Annotated in this window: 17 protein-coding genes; 11 read left to right on the top strand and 6 right to left on the bottom strand. The window is 60.1% G+C overall.

The features are described 5' to 3' along the window. Nucleotides 1–40 precede the first annotated feature (40 nt). On the bottom strand, nucleotides 41–283 hold the full coding sequence (locus tag HNR03_RS18705) for a hypothetical protein (protein WP_259155095.1): 243 nt from the start codon (nucleotides 281–283) through the stop codon (nucleotides 41–43). A 112-nt stretch (nucleotides 284–395) separates the two neighbouring features. After that, nucleotides 396–638 (bottom strand): DUF465 domain-containing protein, encoded by a 243-nt coding sequence (locus HNR03_RS18710; protein ID WP_222586411.1) that lies wholly within the window; start codon nucleotides 636–638, stop codon nucleotides 396–398. Between the two features lie 215 nt (nucleotides 639–853). Here HNR03_RS18710 and HNR03_RS18715 point away from each other — a divergent pair, with 215 nt between their 5' ends. Next, nucleotides 854–1,375: a DUF4142 domain-containing protein gene (locus HNR03_RS18715; protein WP_259155096.1), complete on the top strand. Its 522-nt coding sequence runs from the start codon at nucleotides 854–856 to the stop codon at nucleotides 1,373–1,375. Between the two features lie 57 nt (nucleotides 1,376–1,432). Here HNR03_RS18715 and HNR03_RS18720 read toward each other — a convergent pair whose 3' ends face one another. After that, on the bottom strand, nucleotides 1,433–1,723 hold the full coding sequence (locus HNR03_RS18720; RefSeq protein WP_405046062.1) for a hypothetical protein: 291 nt from the start codon (nucleotides 1,721–1,723) through the stop codon (nucleotides 1,433–1,435). Between the two features lie 264 nt (nucleotides 1,724–1,987). Between HNR03_RS18720 and HNR03_RS18725 the strand changes: the two genes are divergently transcribed. Genes HNR03_RS18725 through HNR03_RS18750 form a run of 6 tightly spaced genes read left to right on the top strand, consistent with a single transcriptional unit; the run spans nucleotide 1,988 to nucleotide 7,415 of the window. Further along, nucleotides 1,988–2,839, top strand: a complete 852-nt coding sequence (locus HNR03_RS18725; RefSeq protein WP_222586409.1) for an STAS domain-containing protein — start codon at nucleotides 1,988–1,990, stop codon at nucleotides 2,837–2,839. Nucleotides 2,840–2,843: 4 nt separating this feature from the next. Continuing rightward, the gene (locus HNR03_RS18730) at nucleotides 2,844–3,206 is read left to right on the top strand and encodes an STAS domain-containing protein (RefSeq protein ID WP_222586408.1); all 363 of its coding nucleotides are present in this window, start codon (nucleotides 2,844–2,846) and stop codon (nucleotides 3,204–3,206) included. Beyond that, nucleotides 3,203–3,607 carry an anti-sigma regulatory factor gene (locus HNR03_RS18735; protein WP_222586407.1) on the top strand — a complete coding sequence of 135 codons (405 nt, stop codon included), beginning with the start codon at nucleotides 3,203–3,205 and terminating at the stop codon, nucleotides 3,605–3,607. The genes HNR03_RS18730 and HNR03_RS18735 overlap by 4 nt, the downstream gene beginning before the upstream one ends. Continuing rightward, nucleotides 3,604–4,614 carry an ATP-binding protein gene (locus tag HNR03_RS18740; RefSeq protein ID WP_259155178.1) on the top strand — a complete coding sequence of 337 codons (1,011 nt, stop codon included), beginning with the start codon at nucleotides 3,604–3,606 and terminating at the stop codon, nucleotides 4,612–4,614. Before HNR03_RS18735 ends, HNR03_RS18740 begins: the two co-directional genes overlap by 4 nt. Beyond that, nucleotides 4,607–5,482, top strand: coding sequence for a sensor histidine kinase KdpD (locus HNR03_RS18745; protein ID WP_259155097.1), 876 nt, complete (start codon nucleotides 4,607–4,609; stop codon nucleotides 5,480–5,482). The genes HNR03_RS18740 and HNR03_RS18745 overlap by 8 nt, the downstream gene beginning before the upstream one ends. Next, nucleotides 5,472–7,415 (top strand): response regulator, encoded by a 1,944-nt coding sequence (locus HNR03_RS18750; protein ID WP_259155098.1) that lies wholly within the window; start codon nucleotides 5,472–5,474, stop codon nucleotides 7,413–7,415. The genes HNR03_RS18745 and HNR03_RS18750 overlap by 11 nt, the downstream gene beginning before the upstream one ends. 44 nt (nucleotides 7,416–7,459) lie before the next feature. On the opposite strand, the gene HNR03_RS18755 is transcribed toward HNR03_RS18750, so the two are convergent. From HNR03_RS18755 to HNR03_RS18765, 3 genes are all read right to left on the bottom strand, one after another. Then, nucleotides 7,460–10,096: an excinuclease ABC subunit UvrA gene (locus HNR03_RS18755; RefSeq protein ID WP_259155099.1), complete on the bottom strand. Its 2,637-nt coding sequence runs from the start codon at nucleotides 10,094–10,096 to the stop codon at nucleotides 7,460–7,462. Between the two features lie 152 nt (nucleotides 10,097–10,248). After that, nucleotides 10,249–12,360 (bottom strand): PAS domain-containing sensor histidine kinase, encoded by a 2,112-nt coding sequence (locus tag HNR03_RS18760; RefSeq protein WP_259155100.1) that lies wholly within the window; start codon nucleotides 12,358–12,360, stop codon nucleotides 10,249–10,251. Between the two features lie 138 nt (nucleotides 12,361–12,498). Further along, nucleotides 12,499–13,188 (bottom strand): GntR family transcriptional regulator, encoded by a 690-nt coding sequence (locus HNR03_RS18765; protein ID WP_259155101.1) that lies wholly within the window; start codon nucleotides 13,186–13,188, stop codon nucleotides 12,499–12,501. A 141-nt stretch (nucleotides 13,189–13,329) separates the two neighbouring features. Between HNR03_RS18765 and HNR03_RS18770 the strand changes: the two genes are divergently transcribed. The 4 genes from HNR03_RS18770 to HNR03_RS18785 are packed head-to-tail and all read left to right on the top strand — an operon-like array spanning nucleotide 13,330 to nucleotide 17,204. Beyond that, on the top strand, nucleotides 13,330–14,415 hold the full coding sequence (locus tag HNR03_RS18770) for an ABC transporter ATP-binding protein (protein WP_259155102.1): 1,086 nt from the start codon (nucleotides 13,330–13,332) through the stop codon (nucleotides 14,413–14,415). A 1-nt stretch (nucleotide 14,416) separates the two neighbouring features. Next, entirely contained in the window at nucleotides 14,417–15,334 is a 918-nt protein-coding gene (locus tag HNR03_RS18775) for an ABC transporter permease (protein ID WP_259155103.1), read from the top strand. Continuing rightward, the gene (locus HNR03_RS18780; RefSeq protein ID WP_259155104.1) at nucleotides 15,331–16,119 is read left to right on the top strand and encodes an ABC transporter permease; all 789 of its coding nucleotides are present in this window, start codon (nucleotides 15,331–15,333) and stop codon (nucleotides 16,117–16,119) included. The genes HNR03_RS18775 and HNR03_RS18780 overlap by 4 nt, the downstream gene beginning before the upstream one ends. 17 nt (nucleotides 16,120–16,136) lie before the next feature. After that, nucleotides 16,137–17,204, top strand: a complete 1,068-nt coding sequence (locus tag HNR03_RS18785; protein ID WP_259155105.1) for an extracellular solute-binding protein — start codon at nucleotides 16,137–16,139, stop codon at nucleotides 17,202–17,204. Nucleotides 17,205–17,239 lie beyond the last annotated feature (35 nt).

The raw sequence follows: 17,239 nt of genomic DNA on the forward strand, positions 1-17,239 counted from the left end.
GCGAGCAAGCCCGCTCCCACAAGGGATTTTACAGACTCGACTACCGCGGATCGCTTTCGTTATCGCGCACGGCATTGTCCGTTTCTTCCAGCACCCGTTCAGGGTCCATCGCGGTGGTGTCGTCCTCATTCAACGGGCGCATGCCTTCGTTGTTCGGCAGTTCGTCGATGCCAGGCTCGTCTTCAGGGTTGACCGCTGTACGGCCGGGGCTGAGAGGCTCGGGACGGGTGGGAATCGGGTCGTATCCACCCTGCTCTTCACTGGGGAATTTTGGATCGGGCATTTGGCACCTCGCAGGGAGTCGAAAAAGGTCGGACTCTGATCTTTCGAGGTGCCGGTATTTACCCCCGTTCCAATTTTTCGGTCACCGGTCGTCGGTGGCTTGACGTGGAGGGTCAGGAAGAAGACTGGAGTTGTTTGACGATCTTGTCCTTGACCAGCACACGCGCCTCCTTGAGCTTTTTCAATACGTCATCGCTGGGCGCATCTGATTTTGCGGTCTCAGCCTTGACCACCTCGGCGTCCGCTTGCGAATACTTGTTGATCAGCGAATCCAGTACTGGATCCTTGGAGCGTTTTTGCTGGATATCTTCCTTTGAAATTTTCAGGTCCTGATAAAGGTCGTGTGGCACCGGCATGGAACACCTCCGTTATTGATCGGCAGCAAACGCGATTTATTGCGTTTACCAACTATCAGAATGGCCTCGGTTACCGTGTTCTGTCGACCGTCTATCAGACCAGCGGTGTCCGTTCGTCGTCCTGGCGCAAACGCGATAAAACCTTTGTCCGAACGCCGACCTCCATTGAATAACGATCACCGGATCACCTTCAAAACCTGTGTGGAGAATAACCAATGGACGGATTCACCCTGCGCCACCTCGCTCTGGCCGTGGCCTTGAGCTCCAGTATGGGCGTTGCCTTTGCCGCGACTTCCAATGACTTCGTCGATGACGCCGCTGCCGGTGGCATCGCAGAAGTCGAGACCAGCAAACTGGCCCTGGAAAAAAGCTCATCGGCCGACGTCAAGGCATTCGCCAACATGATGATCACCGATCACACCAAGGCCAATGAAGAATTGACGGCGCTGGCGAAGAAGCACGACATCAAGGTGCCGGACGACACCACGTTGGTGAAGCAAGCCAAGGAAAAAATTCTCGATTTGCGCGATGAGTCGTTCGACGCCGCCTACGCCACCAATCAGGTGAAGGCGCACGAAGAAACTATCGAGCGGTTCAAAAAAGAAGCCAACACCGTGACCGACGATAAGGTCAAGGGCGGCACGGAACTCAAAGCGTTCGCGCAAAAAATGTTGCCGGCGCTGGAAAAACATCTGGCGATGGCGAAAAAACTCCAGGCCGCTCACCCCAACAAATAAACACACCCAAAAAGAAGGCCGCATCGATGGATGCGGCCTTTTTTGCGGCTGACCGAACTAGCCGCCGTCGGTGTCGATGTCGGCATCGGTTTCATCGCTGGGCTTTGGCCGGTCGGGGTTCGGTTTGAAACCCGGGCTGAACTCATTGTCGTTGTCGGTGTTGCGGTTTTTCTGATCGACCACCGCATCAGCGCTTTGCGCAGAACCGGTGGATGAGTGTTGACGTTGAGCACCTGCCGCGTCTTCGCCCGGCGTTTGCGGATCAATCGCCGGGTCATTGCGATCGATCGGCGCACCCGATTGATCCTGTCGTTGTGTCGATTCGTCTTTCATACGTACCTCGCTCATATAGGCAAGCCCGCACCTCGAAACACCGAGGCCCTGAAAGTTCGAAGCCGCACGGAGTCAGGGGTTCCATCCAATAAAACAGCGCCAGAGCAGGTAATCGTCATAGAATCGCCGCGCGTGTGTAACGATTAGAGTTACGGGCGACTGTCGCGGCGATTAAATAATCCTCGCGCACGACAAACTATTGCGAATGCCAATTGTCACTGATTCACGCCGGTGTTTTTTCGGGGAATCGGCACAGAATTTTTTCAGGAGCTCAGACACATGGCAGCACTGCATATCGGCACTCTCGATGCGATGAAAAGCAACCAGGCACAACTGGTTGGCGACTGGATGACCAGTCAGGAAGCCACTGGCGCTACCCGCAACTTGAAAGAACACGACCTTAAACAGCAGACATCGGAATTCCTGCAACTGCTGATCGCCGGCCTGGAAAACGGCAATGGCCCGAACGTCAACGCGCCGGGCTGGGATGACATTCGTCAATTCCTCGAAAAGCTCTCCCACAGCCGCGCCCTGTCAGGCCAGGATTCACACCAGACCGCCAGCTTCATTTTCTCGCTCAAAGGCCCGATGTTCGGTCTGTTGCAACGCCACTACGAAGCCAATCCAGCCATGCTCGCCGAGCAACTCTGGGAAGTTTCCGAATTGGTCGACGCGTTGGGCATGCACACCATCCGCACCTTCCAGAAATCGCGTGAAGCGGTGATCAAGCGCCAACAGGAAGAACTGCTGGAACTCTCGACCCCTGTGGTCAAGCTCTGGGACGGCGTGCTGGCGCTGCCGATGATCGGAACCCTCGATTCGCAACGTACCCAAGTAGTCATGGAATCCTTGCTGCAACGGATCGTCGATACCGGTTCGGAAATCGCCATCATCGACATCACTGGCGTGCCGACAGTCGACACCCTGGTGGCTCAGCATTTGCTGAAAACCGTGACCGCCATTCGCCTGATGGGTGCCGATTGCATCATCAGCGGCGTGCGTCCACAAATCGCCCAGACGATCGTGCACCTTGGCCTGGACCTGCAAGGCGTCGTCACCAAAGCCAACCTGGCCGATGCCCTGAAACTTGCCCTCACCCGTCTGGGAATCACCGTCAGCAAGTCGGTATAAGCCGATGGAACGCATTCCAATTCTGAAAATGGGCGATTTTTTGCTGGTGACCATTCAGGTCGACATGCATGACCAGCTTGCGATGACCCTTCAGGACGATCTGTCCGAACGCATCAGTAACACCTCGGCGCGGGGTGTGCTGATCGACATCTCCGCGCTGGACATGGTCGATTCGTTTATCGGCCGGATGATCGGGACGATCTCCGGCCTGTCGAAAATCATGGACGCACAAACCGTTCTGGTAGGCATGCAGCCTGCCGTGGCGATCACGCTGGTGGAACTGGGGCTGACCCTGCCCGGCGTGAGCACTGCGCTCAACGTCGAGCGTGGCATGAAGCTGCTTCAGGACCGGGTGCGTGAGCAATGAACGTCCGTAGCAGCGGTACGCAAGCGATTAATATCGAGCAGGATGTGGTCCTGGCACGACAGACCGCGCGCAAGCTCGCTACGGAGTGCGGCATGCGCCTGATCGACCTGACCAAGATGGTCACCGCCGTCAGCGAGCTGGCGCGTAATACGATGGTGTATGGCGGCGGTGGCGACATGGATTGGCAGATCCTCGACGAAAATTCCAGAGTCGGTTTGCGCCTGACCTTTCGCGATGATGGTCCGGGCATCCCGGACATCAAATTGGCAATGACCGATGGCTGGACCTCCGGCAGCGGTCTGGGCCTGGGCTTGACCGGGGCAAAACGTCTGGTGGAAGAGTTCGAACTGGACACCGCGCCCGGCAAGGGCACACGCATAACGATTACCCGATGGACATGAAGATCAGCGGTTCGCTGACCCAGGTGCTGTTGATCGAGGACCTCAGTCAGATCGGCCACGCCCGGCGCACGGCGCAAAGGCTCGCCGAAGACAATGGCTTCGATGCCACTGACGCCGGACGCGTGGCACTGGTGATTACGGAGCTGGCGAGCAATGTGCTCAAGCACGCCACCCGTGGTGAATTGCACCTGCGGATCCTGCCCGGCAAAAAAGCCAATGGCATCGAGATCATCGCCGTGGATCGTGCCCAGGGTTTTGACTTGCAGGCTTGCCTGACTGACGGATTTTCCACTGGCGGCACTCAGGGCATTGGCCTGGGCGCGGTGTCACGCCAGACCGAGGTGTTTGATGTCTACGCCGACTCCCGAGGTGCGGTGATACTGGCCCGTTTGTATTCCCGGCGTGACAAAGACTCGGATCTGCGCTTGGGTGTCAGTCAGCATTCTTTACACCAAGACCCGGCGTGTGGCGATGTCTGGCACCTGGCGATTGACGGTCCAGACCTCAGCGCCTTGGTGATCGACGGTCTGGGCCATGGCGAAGAAGCCGAGCACGCCGCACGCGCCGGTGAAAAAGCTTTCGCGCTCGCGCCATTCGCCTCGCCGCTGTTGCTGCTTGAAGATATTCATCAGGCCATGATGGGCACCCGTGGCGGTGCATTGGCAATCGCTCAGTTCAACGGTCACCTCGACAAACTCACCTTCACCGGTATCGGCAACATCGGCGCCAATCTGGTTGGTCCGGGCAAGTCCCGTGGCATGGCGTCCCATCCGGGCATCGTCGGCGGGCAATACCGCAAAGCCCAACCCTTTGAATATGCTCACGTGAACGGACAACTATTGATCATGTACAGCGACGGCCTGCAGTCCCGTTGGAACCTGCAAGATTACCCTGGCCTGGTGCACCGCCATCCGGCGGTCATCGCCGCTGTCCTGCACCGCGATTTCTGCCGAGGCCGGGATGACGCGACGGTTCTGGTCGTTGCCCTGGAGGCTGGCCATGACTGAATTGACCGCCCTTTCGAGCGACGAACAAGCGGCGCTCATCGAACGCTTGCAGAGCGAGGCCGCCTCCCTGCGCGAAGAGCTCGAAGAAACCAATCAGGGGGTGCTCGCGCTGTACGCCGAGCTCGATACCCAGGCCGAAGAGCTGCGTCAGGCATCGGACCTCAAAAGCCGCTTCCTCTCGTACATGAGCCATGAATTTCGCACCCCGCTGGGCTCGATCCTGAGCATCGCCAGCCTGTTGATCGATGAGCTCGATGGCCCCCTGAGCCCCGAACAACACAAGCAAGTCACGTTCGTCAGCACCGCCGCGCGAGAGCTGAGCAACATGGTCGACGACCTGCTCGACCTGGCAAAAATCGAGGCCGGGCGCATCACCATCTCGCCCGCCTGGTTCGACATGCTCGATTTGTTCGCCGCCCTGCGCGGTATGTTTCGCCCGATCGTCGACGCTACGGCGGTGGACCTGATCTTTGAAGAACCGGTCGGACTGCCGCGTCTGTACACCGATGACAAGAAGCTGGCGCAGATCCTGCGCAACTTCATTTCCAATTCGCTGAAGTTCACCGCGCGCGGCGAAGTGAGGATCTCGGCGTCGCTGGAAGGCGCAAACCATGTGCGTTTTGCCGTCAGCGACACAGGAATAGGTATCGCTGCCGAGCTACATGGTGCATTGTTCGAGGACTTTTCCCAAGTCGACTCCCCGCTGCAAAAACGCTTGCGCGGTACCGGCCTGGGCCTGTCTTTATGTAAACGCTTCGCTGCATTGCTGGGTGGCGAAGTCGGGGTCGAGAGTACGCCAGGGGTCGGTTCGACCTTCTTCGTGATCATCCCGCTGGCCATCGCCATGGAGCCTGCCGATGAAACGTGACATTCGCCTGTTGATCGTCGATGACAATGCCGCCACGCGCTACGCCCTGCGTCGACGCCTGGAGCCGCATGGCTACAGCGTTCTGGAGGCCGGAACTGGCGGCGATGGTCTGGCAATAATCGACAGTGAGCAGATCGACGCATTGATTCTGGACGTCAACCTGCCCGACATGAGCGGGTTCGACATTGTCCGTAAACTGCGCTCGGAACCTGCGACGGCCTTGTTGCCGGTGATTCACGTGTCGGCCGCCTCGATTCAGACCGGTGACATCATCACCGGCCTCGACGCCGGGGCCGATGCCTACCTGATCCATCCCGTGGACCCGGACGTCTTGTTGGCGACCTTGCGCACCCTGCTGCGGGTGCGTGAAACCGAAAACGCCCTGCGCGAAAGCGAGGCGCGATTTCGCGAGATCTTCGTCAACGTCTCGGCGCCCATCGCCGTGCTGGACGCCCAATTCAACGTCCACGAATGCAACCACGCGTTCGCCCGGCTGATCCAGGACAACCGCGATCCGCAGACCTTGCGCGAATGCTTCGCCGAACAACAAGAGGCGATCCTCGACGAACTGCGTGTGCGCCTGACGGCGGGCGAGCGCTGGAAAGGCACCTTGAACATCCGGGTCGAGGGCGAACTGCGGGAAACCGAGTGGCAGATTTCGCCGTATCGCACCCCTGAGTTGAGCCTGGTGTTCGTCGAGGATGTCACCGAGCATCGCCACCGCGAACGCTCGCACCTGGCCCAGCTCGACGACGCCACCTCGCAGCTGGAACATGAGATTGCCGTGCGCGTGCGCACCGAGGCCCAGCTGCTGCAAGTGCAGAAGATGGACGCCTTGGGCAAGCTGACCGGCGGCATCGCCCATGACTTCAACAACCTGCTGACCGGCATCATCACCAGCCTGGAATTGATCCAGAAACGCGTGGCCAACAACCGTACCGACAAGGTCCAGTTATACGCCGAAGCGGCGTTGAACTCGGCCATGAGCGCCGCCTCGTTGACCCATCGCTTGCTGGCTTTTGCGCGCCAGCAGCCGCTTGATACACGACCGGTGGACATCAACGAACACATCCGCTCCCTCGAAGAATTGCTGATGCGTACCATCGGTGAACACATTGCGCTGAAACTCGAACTGACCTCCAAAGCCGCGATTGCGTTGGTCGACCCGATCCAGCTGGAAAGCGCCATGCTCAACCTGGTGATCAACGCCCGCGATGCCTTGCCGCAGGGCGGCAATATCTGGGTCAGCACTTATGCCGCGTATTCCCACGGTGACATGAAGCTGGCGGATGGCGCCTACGTTGCGTTGTCGGTGCGTGATGACGGGACCGGTATCGAACACAGCGTGATCGACAAGGTGTTCGATCCGTTTTTCACCACCAAGCCGCTGGGCCAGGGCACCGGGCTGGGGTTGTCGAGTATTTACGGCTTCGCCCGCCAGTCAGGTGGCGATGCGCACATTCGCAGCGTGGCCCGCCGGGGCACGGAAGTGACCATCATGCTGCCCGCCAGCACGGATTCGACCACGACTGAATCGGTGCGGGTAGCCGTTGATAACCAGGGTTCGGGCGAGCATGTACTGATTGTCGAAGACATGCCGTCGGTGCGCATGTTTGTTGCCGAAGTGCTGGCGGACGCCGGTTATCGCTGCACCCAGGTCGGCGACATCGACAGTGCACTGGAGCGCCTGCAAAACGACCCCTCGATCGATCTGATGCTGACCGACGTGGGGCTGCCGCGCATGAATGGTCGGGAACTGGCGGATGTCGCCCGTGGCTGGCGCGAGAGTTTGCCGATCCTGTTCATGACCGGTTATGCGGAAAACGCCATCAACCGCCAGGTGTTCCTCGGCGATGGCATGGAGATGTTGATCAAACCGTTTCAGATCAACGAGCTGCTGGACAAGGTACGGCTCACCCTCGGCTACGCCTGATATTCGCCTTTCCAGGATCGTTCCCACGCCCCGCGTGGGAACGATCATAGGCCCCCAAGCACCCGGCCCAGAAACGGGGCCGTGCGGCTCTTCTTGCTCTTCGCCACTTTCTGCGGCGTGCCGGCCACGACAATCTTGCCGCCCTGATCCCCTGCCCCCGGTCCGATATCGATCACCCAGTCACTCTGCGCCACCACGCGCATTTCATGTTCCACCACAATCACCGTATGCCCCGCCACCACCAGCGTATTCAATTGCTCCAGCAGCCGATCCACATCCCGGGGATGCAAACCGGTCGTAGGTTCATCGAGCACATACAACGTCGCTCCGCGCTGATTACGTTGCAGCTCGGTGGCCAGTTTGATGCGCTGGGCCTCACCGCCCGAGAGCTCGGTCGCCGGTTGCCCGAGGCGCAAATACCCCAGACCGATGTCGCGCAATACCTCCAGAGAGCGGCGGATACCCGCTTGCTCGGCAAACACCTCGACCGCTTCATCCACCGTCAGCTGCAACACCTGGGCGATGTTCAAGCCTTGCCAGGTGACCGCCAGCGTCTGGGGGTTGTAGCGTGCGCCGTGGCACGTCGGGCATGGCGCATAGACGCTGGGCATGAACAGCAACTCGACGCTGACAAACCCTTCACCTTCGCAGGTCGGGCAACGACCCTTGGCAACGTTGAAGGAGAACTGCCCGGCGTCGTAGCCCTCGGCCTGCGCCTCGGGGGTAGCGGCGTACAGTTTGCGCACGTTGTCGAACAGCCCGGTGTACGTCGCCAGGTTTGAGCGCGGCGTGCGGCCGATGGGTTTCTGATCGACCTGCACCAGGCGCTTGATCGACTCCAGCCCCGCCGCAACCTGACCGCCGCTGACTTGCGGCGCATCGTCCTCAAGGCTCAATGCTTCAGGCTCGCTGTCGCTGGTGACACGCCCCAGATGCGCGCCCACCAGTTCCAGCAGCGCCTGGCTGACCAGGCTTGATTTACCCGAACCTGAAACGCCGGTCACCGCGGTAAAACAGCCCAGCGGAAACTCGACGCTTAAGTCGTCCAGGTTATTGCGCGTGATGCCTTCAAGCCTTAGCCAGTCCGTCACCTTGCGGCTCGTTCTGGTTTCGCTGACCTGTTCGGCGAACAGGTAGGCGCGGGTCTGGGAATCCTTGACCTCGGCCAATCCCTGCGGCGGTCCGCTGTACAGAATCCGGCCGCCGTGTTCGCCAGCTGCAGGACCGACATCGATCAGCCAGTCAGAGCGGCGCATGGTTTCCAGATCGTGCTCGACCACAAACAGCGTGTTGCCGGCCGCCTTCAAGCGTTGCAGCGCTTCGAACAACGCTTCCCCATCCGCCGGGTGTAGACCGGCCGACGGTTCATCCAGCACGTAGATCACGCCAAATAGCTGCGAACCCAATTGAGTCGCCAGGCGCAAGCGCTGCAACTCGCCGGAGGACAACGTCGGCGTGCTGCGATCCAGGGCCAGGTAACCCAGCCCCAGGTCAGTCAAGGTGCTGACGCGCTCGAGCAAGTCCTGTGCGATCCGTTGCGCCGCCAGGCGCTTTTCCACCGACAGGTTCGGCGTATGCCGCACATCCGGTGCACTGGCATGTCCGCTGGCGCCGTGGGCCACGCGCTGTTCACGGGCCTCGCGGGTCTGGACATGGGTCAATACCTCGCCCGCTTCATCGGCCTGTTCGAGGTAGCTATGCGCCGCTACCGGCTTGAGCACTTCGGCCACTTGCAGCAACGGCATCTGCGATAACTCACCGATGTCGTAGCCGGCGAACGTTACCGACAACGCCTCGCGCTTGAGGCGTTTGCCGTCACACAAAGGGCAAGGGCTGCCGAGCATGAATTGCGAAACACGCTTCTTCATCAGCGCACTTTGCGAATGGCTGAAGGTGTGCAGGATGTAGCGTCGGGCGCCGGTGAACGTGCCCTGATAGCTGGGCTCCATTTTGCGTTTGAGCGCGACTTTGGTTTCGTCAGGCGTCAGCCCGGCATACACCGGCACAGTCGGGGTTTCTTCGGTGAAGAGAATCCAGTCACGCTGTTTTTTCGGCAGGTCGCGCCACGGTTTGTCGACGTCGTAGCCCATGGTCACGAGGATGTCTCGCAGGTTTTGCCCCTGCCACGCCGTGGGCCAGGACGCGACCGCGCGTTGGCGAATGGTCAGGCTCGGGTCCGGGACCATCAGCGCTTCGGTGACGTCATACACCCGGCCCAGGCCATGACATTCGGCGCACGCCCCTTGAGGGGTGTTGGGCGAGAAGTCCTCGGCATACAGCATCGGCTGTCCCGGCGGGTAACTGCCGGCGCGGGAGTAGAGCATGCGGATCAGGCTCGACAGCGTGGTCACGCTGCCCACCGAAGACCGCGTGCTCGGCGTACCGCGCTGCTGTTGCAGGGCCACGGCCGGTGGCAGGCCGTCGATGGAGTCAACGTCCGGCACACCGACCTGATCGATCAGACGTCGCGCATACGGCGCCACGGATTCGAAATAGCGGCGTTGCGCTTCGGCGTAGAGGGTCGAAAACGCCAGTGACGACTTGCCCGAACCCGAGACCCCGGTGAACACCACCAGCGCATCCCGGGGGATGTCGACGTCGACGTTCTTGAGGTTGTGCTCACGGGCACCGCGCACCCTGACCATGCCGGAAGGAGGAGTTGAAGTGCGCTTGGAAGTCATCGATTGGCCCTTAAATAAATTACAGAAAATCTATTGATCGTTCCCACGCTCTGCGTGGGAATGTCTCTCGTGACGCTCTGCGTTACGCTTCTGGGACGCGGAGCGTCCCGGGCTGCATTCCCACGCAGAGCGTGGGAACGATCTGTCCACAGTCAGCCGCTAAGGACTGTGCGGATCATTCGGGTCAGTGCTTGCGGTCCATAAGGTTTGGTCAGCAGAAACGTATCGGGGCTGAGCTGGTGATTGCGCGAAATGATGTCGCGTGTGTGGCCGGAAGTGAACAGCACCGTCACAGGCGGACTCTGCACTTTGGCCCACGCCGCCAGGTCCGAGCTTTTGATCAGGCCGGGCATGACGACGTCGGTGAAGATCAGATCGACCGTTATGCCCTCCAGCAACATCTGCATCGCCTGGTCGCCGTTGGCCGCGGTCAGGACCTGATAGCCCTCCTCGCGCAGCAGTTCCACTGCCGTACTGCGCACCGCCTCGTTGTCCTCGACCACCAGAATGGTTTCGTGCCCACCCCGACCGGCTGAATCTCGCAGCGTTGATTCATCCGGCAAGGCACGCAAGCTGCGTGGGAAGAAAAGCTGTACCCGAGTGCCCTGCCCCACCACGCTGGAGATATCGATATGCCCGCCGCTCTGCTTGACGAAACCGAACACCATGCTCAGCCCCAGCCCCGTGCCCTGGCCGTCGGCCTTGGTGGTGAAAAACGGTTCGAATGCCTGCTCGAGCACTTCGGGCGTCATACCGGCGCCAGTATCGGCCACCCCGACGCGGACAAAATCTCCGGGGATAAGGCCTTTGCCGGCACAGAATCTACGGTCGAGCGTCACATTCTCGGCGCTCAACACGATGGTGCCTTCGCCCTGCATGGCGTCACGGGCGTTGATTGCCAGGTTGAGAATGGCGTTCTCCAGCTGGTTACGGTCGACGTTGATGTTCCAGGAGTCCTCAGGCACGTCCACTTCGATCTGAATGGTTTCCCCTAGCGCGCGCTGCAACAGTTCTCCGACCCCGTCGAAGATCTGCTGTGGATTGCACACCGCTGGCGACAACGGTTGACGACGGGCAAACGCAAGCAATTGCGAGGACAGTTTGGCGCCGCGCTCGACCGCCGCAATCGATGCAGTGACCCGGCGCTGCACATTGGCATTGTCCGGCTCATGGCGTGCCAGCAAATGCAGGTTGCCGGCGATCACCTGCAGCAGATTGTTGAAGTCATGGGCCACGCCGCCGGTGAGGCCGCCGATAGCTTCGAGTTTCTGCGACTGGCGCAGTTGCTCTTCAGCCGCCAGCCGCGCTTCGACTTCGTCGGCTACACGCTGCTCCAGGTTGCGGGTGAACTTGAGCAGCAACTCTTCGGCGATCTTGCGTTCGTGAATGTCGATCAACACGCCAGGAAATCGAAAGGGCTCGCCTTGCTCATTGAACTCGCAACACCCGCTCGCCTGCACCCACAGATAACTGCCGTCGGGACGCAGCACCCGATATTCGGCGTTAAAGGGCGCACCGGTGGAGACGGACTTGTCGACCTGCTCTTTGACCCAGCTGCGGTCGTCGGGATGAACTCTTGATCCGGCAAGCTCCGCCGGCAAGTCGGTCAGGCTCTGATCCGCCGGAAAGGAAAAGGTGCGGGCGAAGCGTTCATCGCCGGACAGGGTATTGGCTTTGACATCCCAAACGAAGGAGCCCAGCAAGGCCCCGGCATTGAGTGCCAGGCGCACGCGTTCGTTGTCGGCGCGATAGGCATCTTCCGCTTCCTGGCGTCGGCGTTCGGAAATCACTCGCTCAGTCGTATCCACCACCATTGCCATGACGCCGGCCGGACGCCCGTCATCGTCGGCGACCGGGCTGTAAAAGAGGTCCAGCCAGACCTCTTCGGGGATGCCATCACGCAGGAGTACGAGGTCTTTGTTACGGTAGGACAACGTGCCGCCGGCCAGGCAGGTATCGACCACGTGGCGATTGAAGTCGGCCACCTCCGGCCAGCCCATTTCCACCGGGGCACCCAACAGATAGGGATGGCGACCACCGGCGAAGACCGAATAGGCATCGTTATAAATCATGTAGCCCGCACGGCCCCAGAGCATCACCATCGGCAACGGCGAAGCGAGCAATAACTGCACGGCGCTGCACAAGCTCCTGGGCCAGGTCTCGATGTTTCCAAGTTCGGTAAGGCTCCAGTCGAACACACGAATACGGGCGGCCATTTCACCGTCCCAGCCTGCGCATCCGTGGCTATCAGATAGAAACTGCATCGACTGCTCAATATCCCTGAAAGTGACTGACTCGCGGGATCGAAACCGCATGAAGACGGTGTGGGCCCGTTTGTTTCGAGCTTAACCGACGCCAATCGTTTCATTAGAGGTATAGCTGATTTTGTTTCTGCGCAGACCTCACACTTCGATCAGGTGCTTGAGCGGGTGATAGCCGGTTTTGAGCGTGGCGGCGACGTCGAGAATCGCCTTCTCGATGCCGTTCAAGTGCATGCAAGTCAGCTCGATGGCGGCGCTCTGATTCCCGGCCTCGATGTACTCGATCAACCGCAAGTGTTCGTCGTCACGGCACGCCTCGTGGCTGTCGTCGTCAAGCGCGGCGGCGTACAGCGAGGCGCGGGAAATCAGCTTCTGGAACCAGTCCAGCAACACCGGGTTGTTCAGGCTTCGCGCAAGTTTGATGTGGAACTCGCCAAGCAGGTGAATCAGCCGCTCGTGGTCGCCACTGCGGTACGCCTCGTCCTCCAGCAACAGGTGATCACGCAGGTCCTGGGTCACCGCGGTGTCCCGTCGGCGGCACAGTTCGCTGACGATGCCGATCTCGATCAGGCGCCGGGTTTCGAACAGCGAGCGGATCTCTTCGTCACTTGGCAACGACACCGAAGCACCTTTATTGGGCTCGGTGGTGACCAGTCCGTCCGCTTCCAGTTGCTTGAGCGCAGCACGAACCGACGTGCGGCTGACGTTGAAAAGTTCGGCCAGTGACGCCTCGCCCAGCTTCATGCCGGGCCGCAACGAACGTTTGCTGATCGCCTCGTAAACCCCTTGGTAGACGCGATCGACCGTGGTCTCGAGTTTCTTCTCGGTCATTGGAAACACTCCTTTAGCGCTAAACAACCGGCCCCAGGCGATGAACAGCCTTTGAAAAAGGGGGTTGCACGACCAGATTAATCCGGCTATTTGTAGATTGCATCCAGATATTGCATACAATAATTAGAGGATTGCACCATTATGGGTCAACCAATAGCAATCGAAGTGCGTAACGTCTCCAAACGGTATACCGACGATCCGGGCCAAGCTCCCGCGCTCGACAACGTGTCGGTCGACATCGCCGACAACGAGTTCTTCACCCTGCTCGGCCCCTCCGGCTGCGGCAAAACCACCTTGCTGCGCACCATCGCCGGCTTCGAGCATGTCAGCGAAGGACAGATTCGCCTCGCGGGCGAACCGGTCAACGATTTGCCCCCGTTCAAGCGTCGGGTCAACACGGTATTCCAGAGTTACGCACTGTTTCCGCACATGAGTGTTGCGCAGAATATCGCCTTCGGCCTCGAGATGCAGGGTCTTGATCGCGAGCAAACTGCCCAGCGTGTCAATGAGATGCTGGCGCTGGTGCAAATGCAACACCTGGCCAAGCGCAAACCGGCTGAACTGTCCGGCGGCCAACAGCAACGCGTAGCGCTGGCCCGGGCCTTGGCGCCCAAACCCAAAGTGCTGTTGCTGGATGAACCGCTGTCGGCGCTGGACCTCAAGCTGCGCAAGGAAATGCAGGTCGAACTCAAGCGCGTGCAGAAGGAAGCCGGGATCACCTTTATTTTTGTGACCCATGATCAGGAAGAAGCCCTGACCCTGTCCGATCGCATCGCCGTGATGTCCGCCGGCAAGATCCTGCAGATCGGCACGCCGAACGATATCTATGAACGTCCGCAACATCGCTTCGTCGCCCAGTTCATCGGCGACATCAACTTCCTCCCCGGCCACCTCAAGCGCGGCCAGCACAATGAAAAGCTCTTCGTGCCCAGCGGCATGCCGGTGGAAATCCCCTGCCCGGCCCAAGGGTTCGACGGCGCCGCAGTGCAATTGGCGTTTCGCCCGGAGCGCTCGCAACTGGTTAACCTTGAGCAACCGCATCACCTGCGCGGAGTGATCGAGGCGGTGTTGTACGTCGGCACCGCGACCCTTTACCAATGCCGGTTGAACAACGACATCAAGGTCATGCTGCGCGAGAACAACGAAGGCCTGAACCGCGGCCGTGGGGTCGGTGATCGCGTCGCGGTCCACCTGCCGCCCCACGCCTGCCTGTTGATGGAGGCCTGAGATGAGCGTCAGCAGCACTTCTCCCGCCCTTAACCGTGCGTTGCTACTGAGCCCGGTGGTCCTGACGTTGCTGGCCCTGATCGCGATTCCGCTGGGGATCATGGGCTACATCAGCCTGTTGCCGCGCAATGTGTACGGCGGTGTCGACTGGCAAGCCAACTGGCAATTGCAAAGCTACGTGCAACTGTTTTTCCAGGAAGGTTTCGACGGTGAGCTGGAACTGAACTGGGTCTACGCCCAGGCGCTGTTGCGCTCGGTGTTCCAGGCCGGTGGCACGACGTTGTTGTGCTTCCTGTTCGGTTTTCCGGTGGCCTTGTGGATGTCGAGCCTGACGCCACGGCGGCGCAACCTCATGGTCTTGCTGATCACCATTCCGTTCTGGACCAACCTGCTGATCCGCAACTACGCGTGGCTGATCATCCTGCGCGAACAAGGCTGGGTCGCCCAGAGCCTCAATGCGCTGTTTCCAAAGGCTGGCGGCATCACCCTGCTCTACAACGACTTCGCGGTCAGCGTCGGGCTGGTCTACAGCTTTTTGCCGTTCATGATTCTGCCGATCTACTCGACCCTGGAAAAACTCGACTGGCGCTTGGTGGAAGCCGCCTACGACCTGGGCGCCAATCGCTGGCACGCGCTGAAGCGGATCATCCTGCCGCTGTCGATGCCCGGGGTGATTGCCGGCGCGCTGCTGGTGTTTGTGCCGAGCCTCGGTGCCTTCATCACCCCGGCGATCCTCGGCGGCGGCAAGACGCTGATGATCGGCAACCTGATCCAGCAACAGTTCGGCACCGCGCGCAACTGGCCGCTGGGCAGTTCGCTGTCGTTCCTGTTGCTGGGGATCCTGCTGCTGTCGCTGGTGCTTTACGCGCTCTACAGCCGCAACGCCGCCAAAACTCTACGTCGGGGAGCCACCGCATGATTGCCCTGCACCTGAAAAAACTGCCCCTTACCCGGGAAGTCAGCCTGTTGATCCTGGCCTATCTGTACGTGCCGATCTTTGTCCTGATCGCCTACAGCTTCAACGCCAACCGCTCGGCGACGGTGTGGACCGAGTTCTCCTTCGCCTGGTACGGGCGGATCCTGGCGAACCCGTCGATCCAGACGGCGGCGCTGAACTCGATCATTGTCGCCAGCATTGCCACGGTGTGCGCCACGGCTATTGCGCTGCTCGCGGCGCTGGCGACTTACCGGCCGTTCTACGGACAGAAAATGGTCGAAGGCGGGATCAACATGCCGCTGATCCTGCCGGAGATCGTCACCGCCGTGGCCACCCTGCTGCTGTTCATGGCGCTGGGAATCAAGCTCGGTTTGCTGACGGTGATCGTCGCGCATGTCGGCTTCTGCATTCCCTTCGCGTACCTGCCGATTCGTGCGCGGCTCAACGACCTCGACAAGAGCCTGCTGGAGGCAGCGAACGATTTGTACGCCAACCCCTGGCAGGTGTTTCGCCGGGTGACGCTGCCGCTGCTGTGGCCGGCAGTGCTGTCCGGTTCGGTGCTGGCGTTCGTGGTCAGCCTCGACGATTTCATCATGACCTTCTTCGTCGCCGGCCCCGGTTCGACGACGTTGCCGGTGTACATCTTCTCCGCAATCAAGGCTGGCGTGACGCCAGAAATCAATGCGATCTCGACCCTGATGCTGGTGATTTCCATCGTGCTGGTGGTGCTGGCCTTCTGGCTGGGACAGCGCGGCAAACAACAATGAGCCTGGAGCCTGCTGTTATGAATAAAAAGCCAAAGAAAATAAAAAGCATGCGTTTTGCTGTCGCCGGTCTGGCCCTCAGTTGCTTCAGCGTTTTTTCCGCGCAGGCAGCCGAGCCCAAGGAACTGTTTTTCTACAACTGGACCGATTATTACCCGGTCGACCTGTTGGCCAAGTTCGAAAAGGAGACCGGGATCAAGGTCACCATGGACGGCTACGACAGCAACGAAACGCTGCTGGCCAAATTGCAGGCCGGCGGCGCGGCGTATGACGTGATCGTGCCGTCGCAATCGATCATGCGCACCTTGATCAATCAGAATTTGCTGATGGAAATCGATGCGCCCACCCTGCCGAACTTCCAGTACGTAAAACCGGCGTTTCGCGACCCGGTATTCGACCCCGGTCGCAAGTTCTCGGCGCCCTATTTGTGGGGCACTACCGGGTTTTCCTATGACAGCGCACGGGTGCCCGGCGGCAAGCTCGACGATTCGTGGAAAGAGTTCTTCGAGCCGCGCAAGGAACTGCAAGGCCAGCTCGCCGCGCTCGACACTTCAAGCAGCGTGATCAACGCCGCCAGCCATTACCTGGGCGTCGACGAATGCAGCGAAAACCCGCAGGACGCCAAGCGCATCCTCGAATTGCTGCAAAAACAGAAACCCTTCCTGAAGATGTACAGCTCGGACAACACCGTCGACCGCATGGCCTCCGGTGAAGTGATCATGATGCAGAACTGGAACGGCTCGACCGCGCGCGCCACGCTGCAGAAGAGCACCATCAAATACGTGTACCCGCGCGAAGGCCTGGCGATGTTCCAGGACAACTTCGCCGTCCCGAAAAGCGCGCCGCACCCCGAAAACGCGAAAATCTTCATCGACTGGATGATGAAGCCGGAAAACGCCGCCGCCGTGTCCAACGCCATCGCCTACGCCAACGGCATCCAGAGCGACAAGCTGCTCGACGCCAAATGGAAAGTCATGGACGCCATCAACATGCCCGACGAATTCGCCTCGCGCCTGCGCCCGGAGAAAGAGTGCAGCAACAAGGCGCGTGAGCTGCAGGATCGGGTCTGGTCGAAGCTCAAGGGCTGATGATCTGGCTTTGAGACCGAGGCGCGGCTATCGCG

This window comes from Pseudomonas sp. JAI111, from assembly GCF_024809425.1.
Classification (GTDB): Bacteria; Pseudomonadota; Gammaproteobacteria; order Pseudomonadales; family Pseudomonadaceae; genus Aquipseudomonas.

Bases quoted from the DNA above. Each gene is read 5' to 3' on its own strand.
- HNR03_RS18735 (WP_222586407.1), top strand. From the start codon at position 3,203: ATGAACGTCCGTAGCAGCGGTACGCAAGCGATTAATATCGAGCAGGAT.
- HNR03_RS18760 (WP_259155100.1), bottom strand. From the start codon at position 12,360: ATGCAGTTTCTATCTGATAGCCACGGATGCGCAGGCTGGGACGGTGAA.
- HNR03_RS18765 (WP_259155101.1), bottom strand. From the start codon at position 13,188: ATGACCGAGAAGAAACTCGAGACCACGGTCGATCGCGTCTACCAAGGG.
- HNR03_RS18755 (WP_259155099.1), bottom strand. From the start codon at position 10,096: ATGACTTCCAAGCGCACTTCAACTCCTCCTTCCGGCATGGTCAGGGTG.
- HNR03_RS18750 (WP_259155098.1), top strand. From the start codon at position 5,472: ATGAAACGTGACATTCGCCTGTTGATCGTCGATGACAATGCCGCCACG.
- HNR03_RS18775 (WP_259155103.1), top strand. From the start codon at position 14,417: ATGAGCGTCAGCAGCACTTCTCCCGCCCTTAACCGTGCGTTGCTACTG.
- HNR03_RS18745 (WP_259155097.1), top strand. From the start codon at position 4,607: ATGACTGAATTGACCGCCCTTTCGAGCGACGAACAAGCGGCGCTCATC.
- HNR03_RS18740 (WP_259155178.1), top strand. From the start codon at position 3,604: ATGAAGATCAGCGGTTCGCTGACCCAGGTGCTGTTGATCGAGGACCTC.
- HNR03_RS18770 (WP_259155102.1), top strand. From the start codon at position 13,330: ATGGGTCAACCAATAGCAATCGAAGTGCGTAACGTCTCCAAACGGTAT.
- HNR03_RS18725 (WP_222586409.1), top strand. From the start codon at position 1,988: ATGGCAGCACTGCATATCGGCACTCTCGATGCGATGAAAAGCAACCAG.
- HNR03_RS18715 (WP_259155096.1), top strand. From the start codon at position 854: ATGGACGGATTCACCCTGCGCCACCTCGCTCTGGCCGTGGCCTTGAGC.
- HNR03_RS18780 (WP_259155104.1), top strand. From the start codon at position 15,331: ATGATTGCCCTGCACCTGAAAAAACTGCCCCTTACCCGGGAAGTCAGC.
- HNR03_RS18705 (WP_259155095.1), bottom strand. From the start codon at position 283: ATGCCCGATCCAAAATTCCCCAGTGAAGAGCAGGGTGGATACGACCCG.
- HNR03_RS18785 (WP_259155105.1), top strand. From the start codon at position 16,137: ATGAATAAAAAGCCAAAGAAAATAAAAAGCATGCGTTTTGCTGTCGCC.
- HNR03_RS18710 (WP_222586411.1), bottom strand. From the start codon at position 638: ATGCCGGTGCCACACGACCTTTATCAGGACCTGAAAATTTCAAAGGAA.
- HNR03_RS18730 (WP_222586408.1), top strand. From the start codon at position 2,844: ATGGAACGCATTCCAATTCTGAAAATGGGCGATTTTTTGCTGGTGACC.
- HNR03_RS18720 (WP_405046062.1), bottom strand. From the start codon at position 1,723: ATGAGCGAGGTACGTATGAAAGACGAATCGACACAACGACAGGATCAA.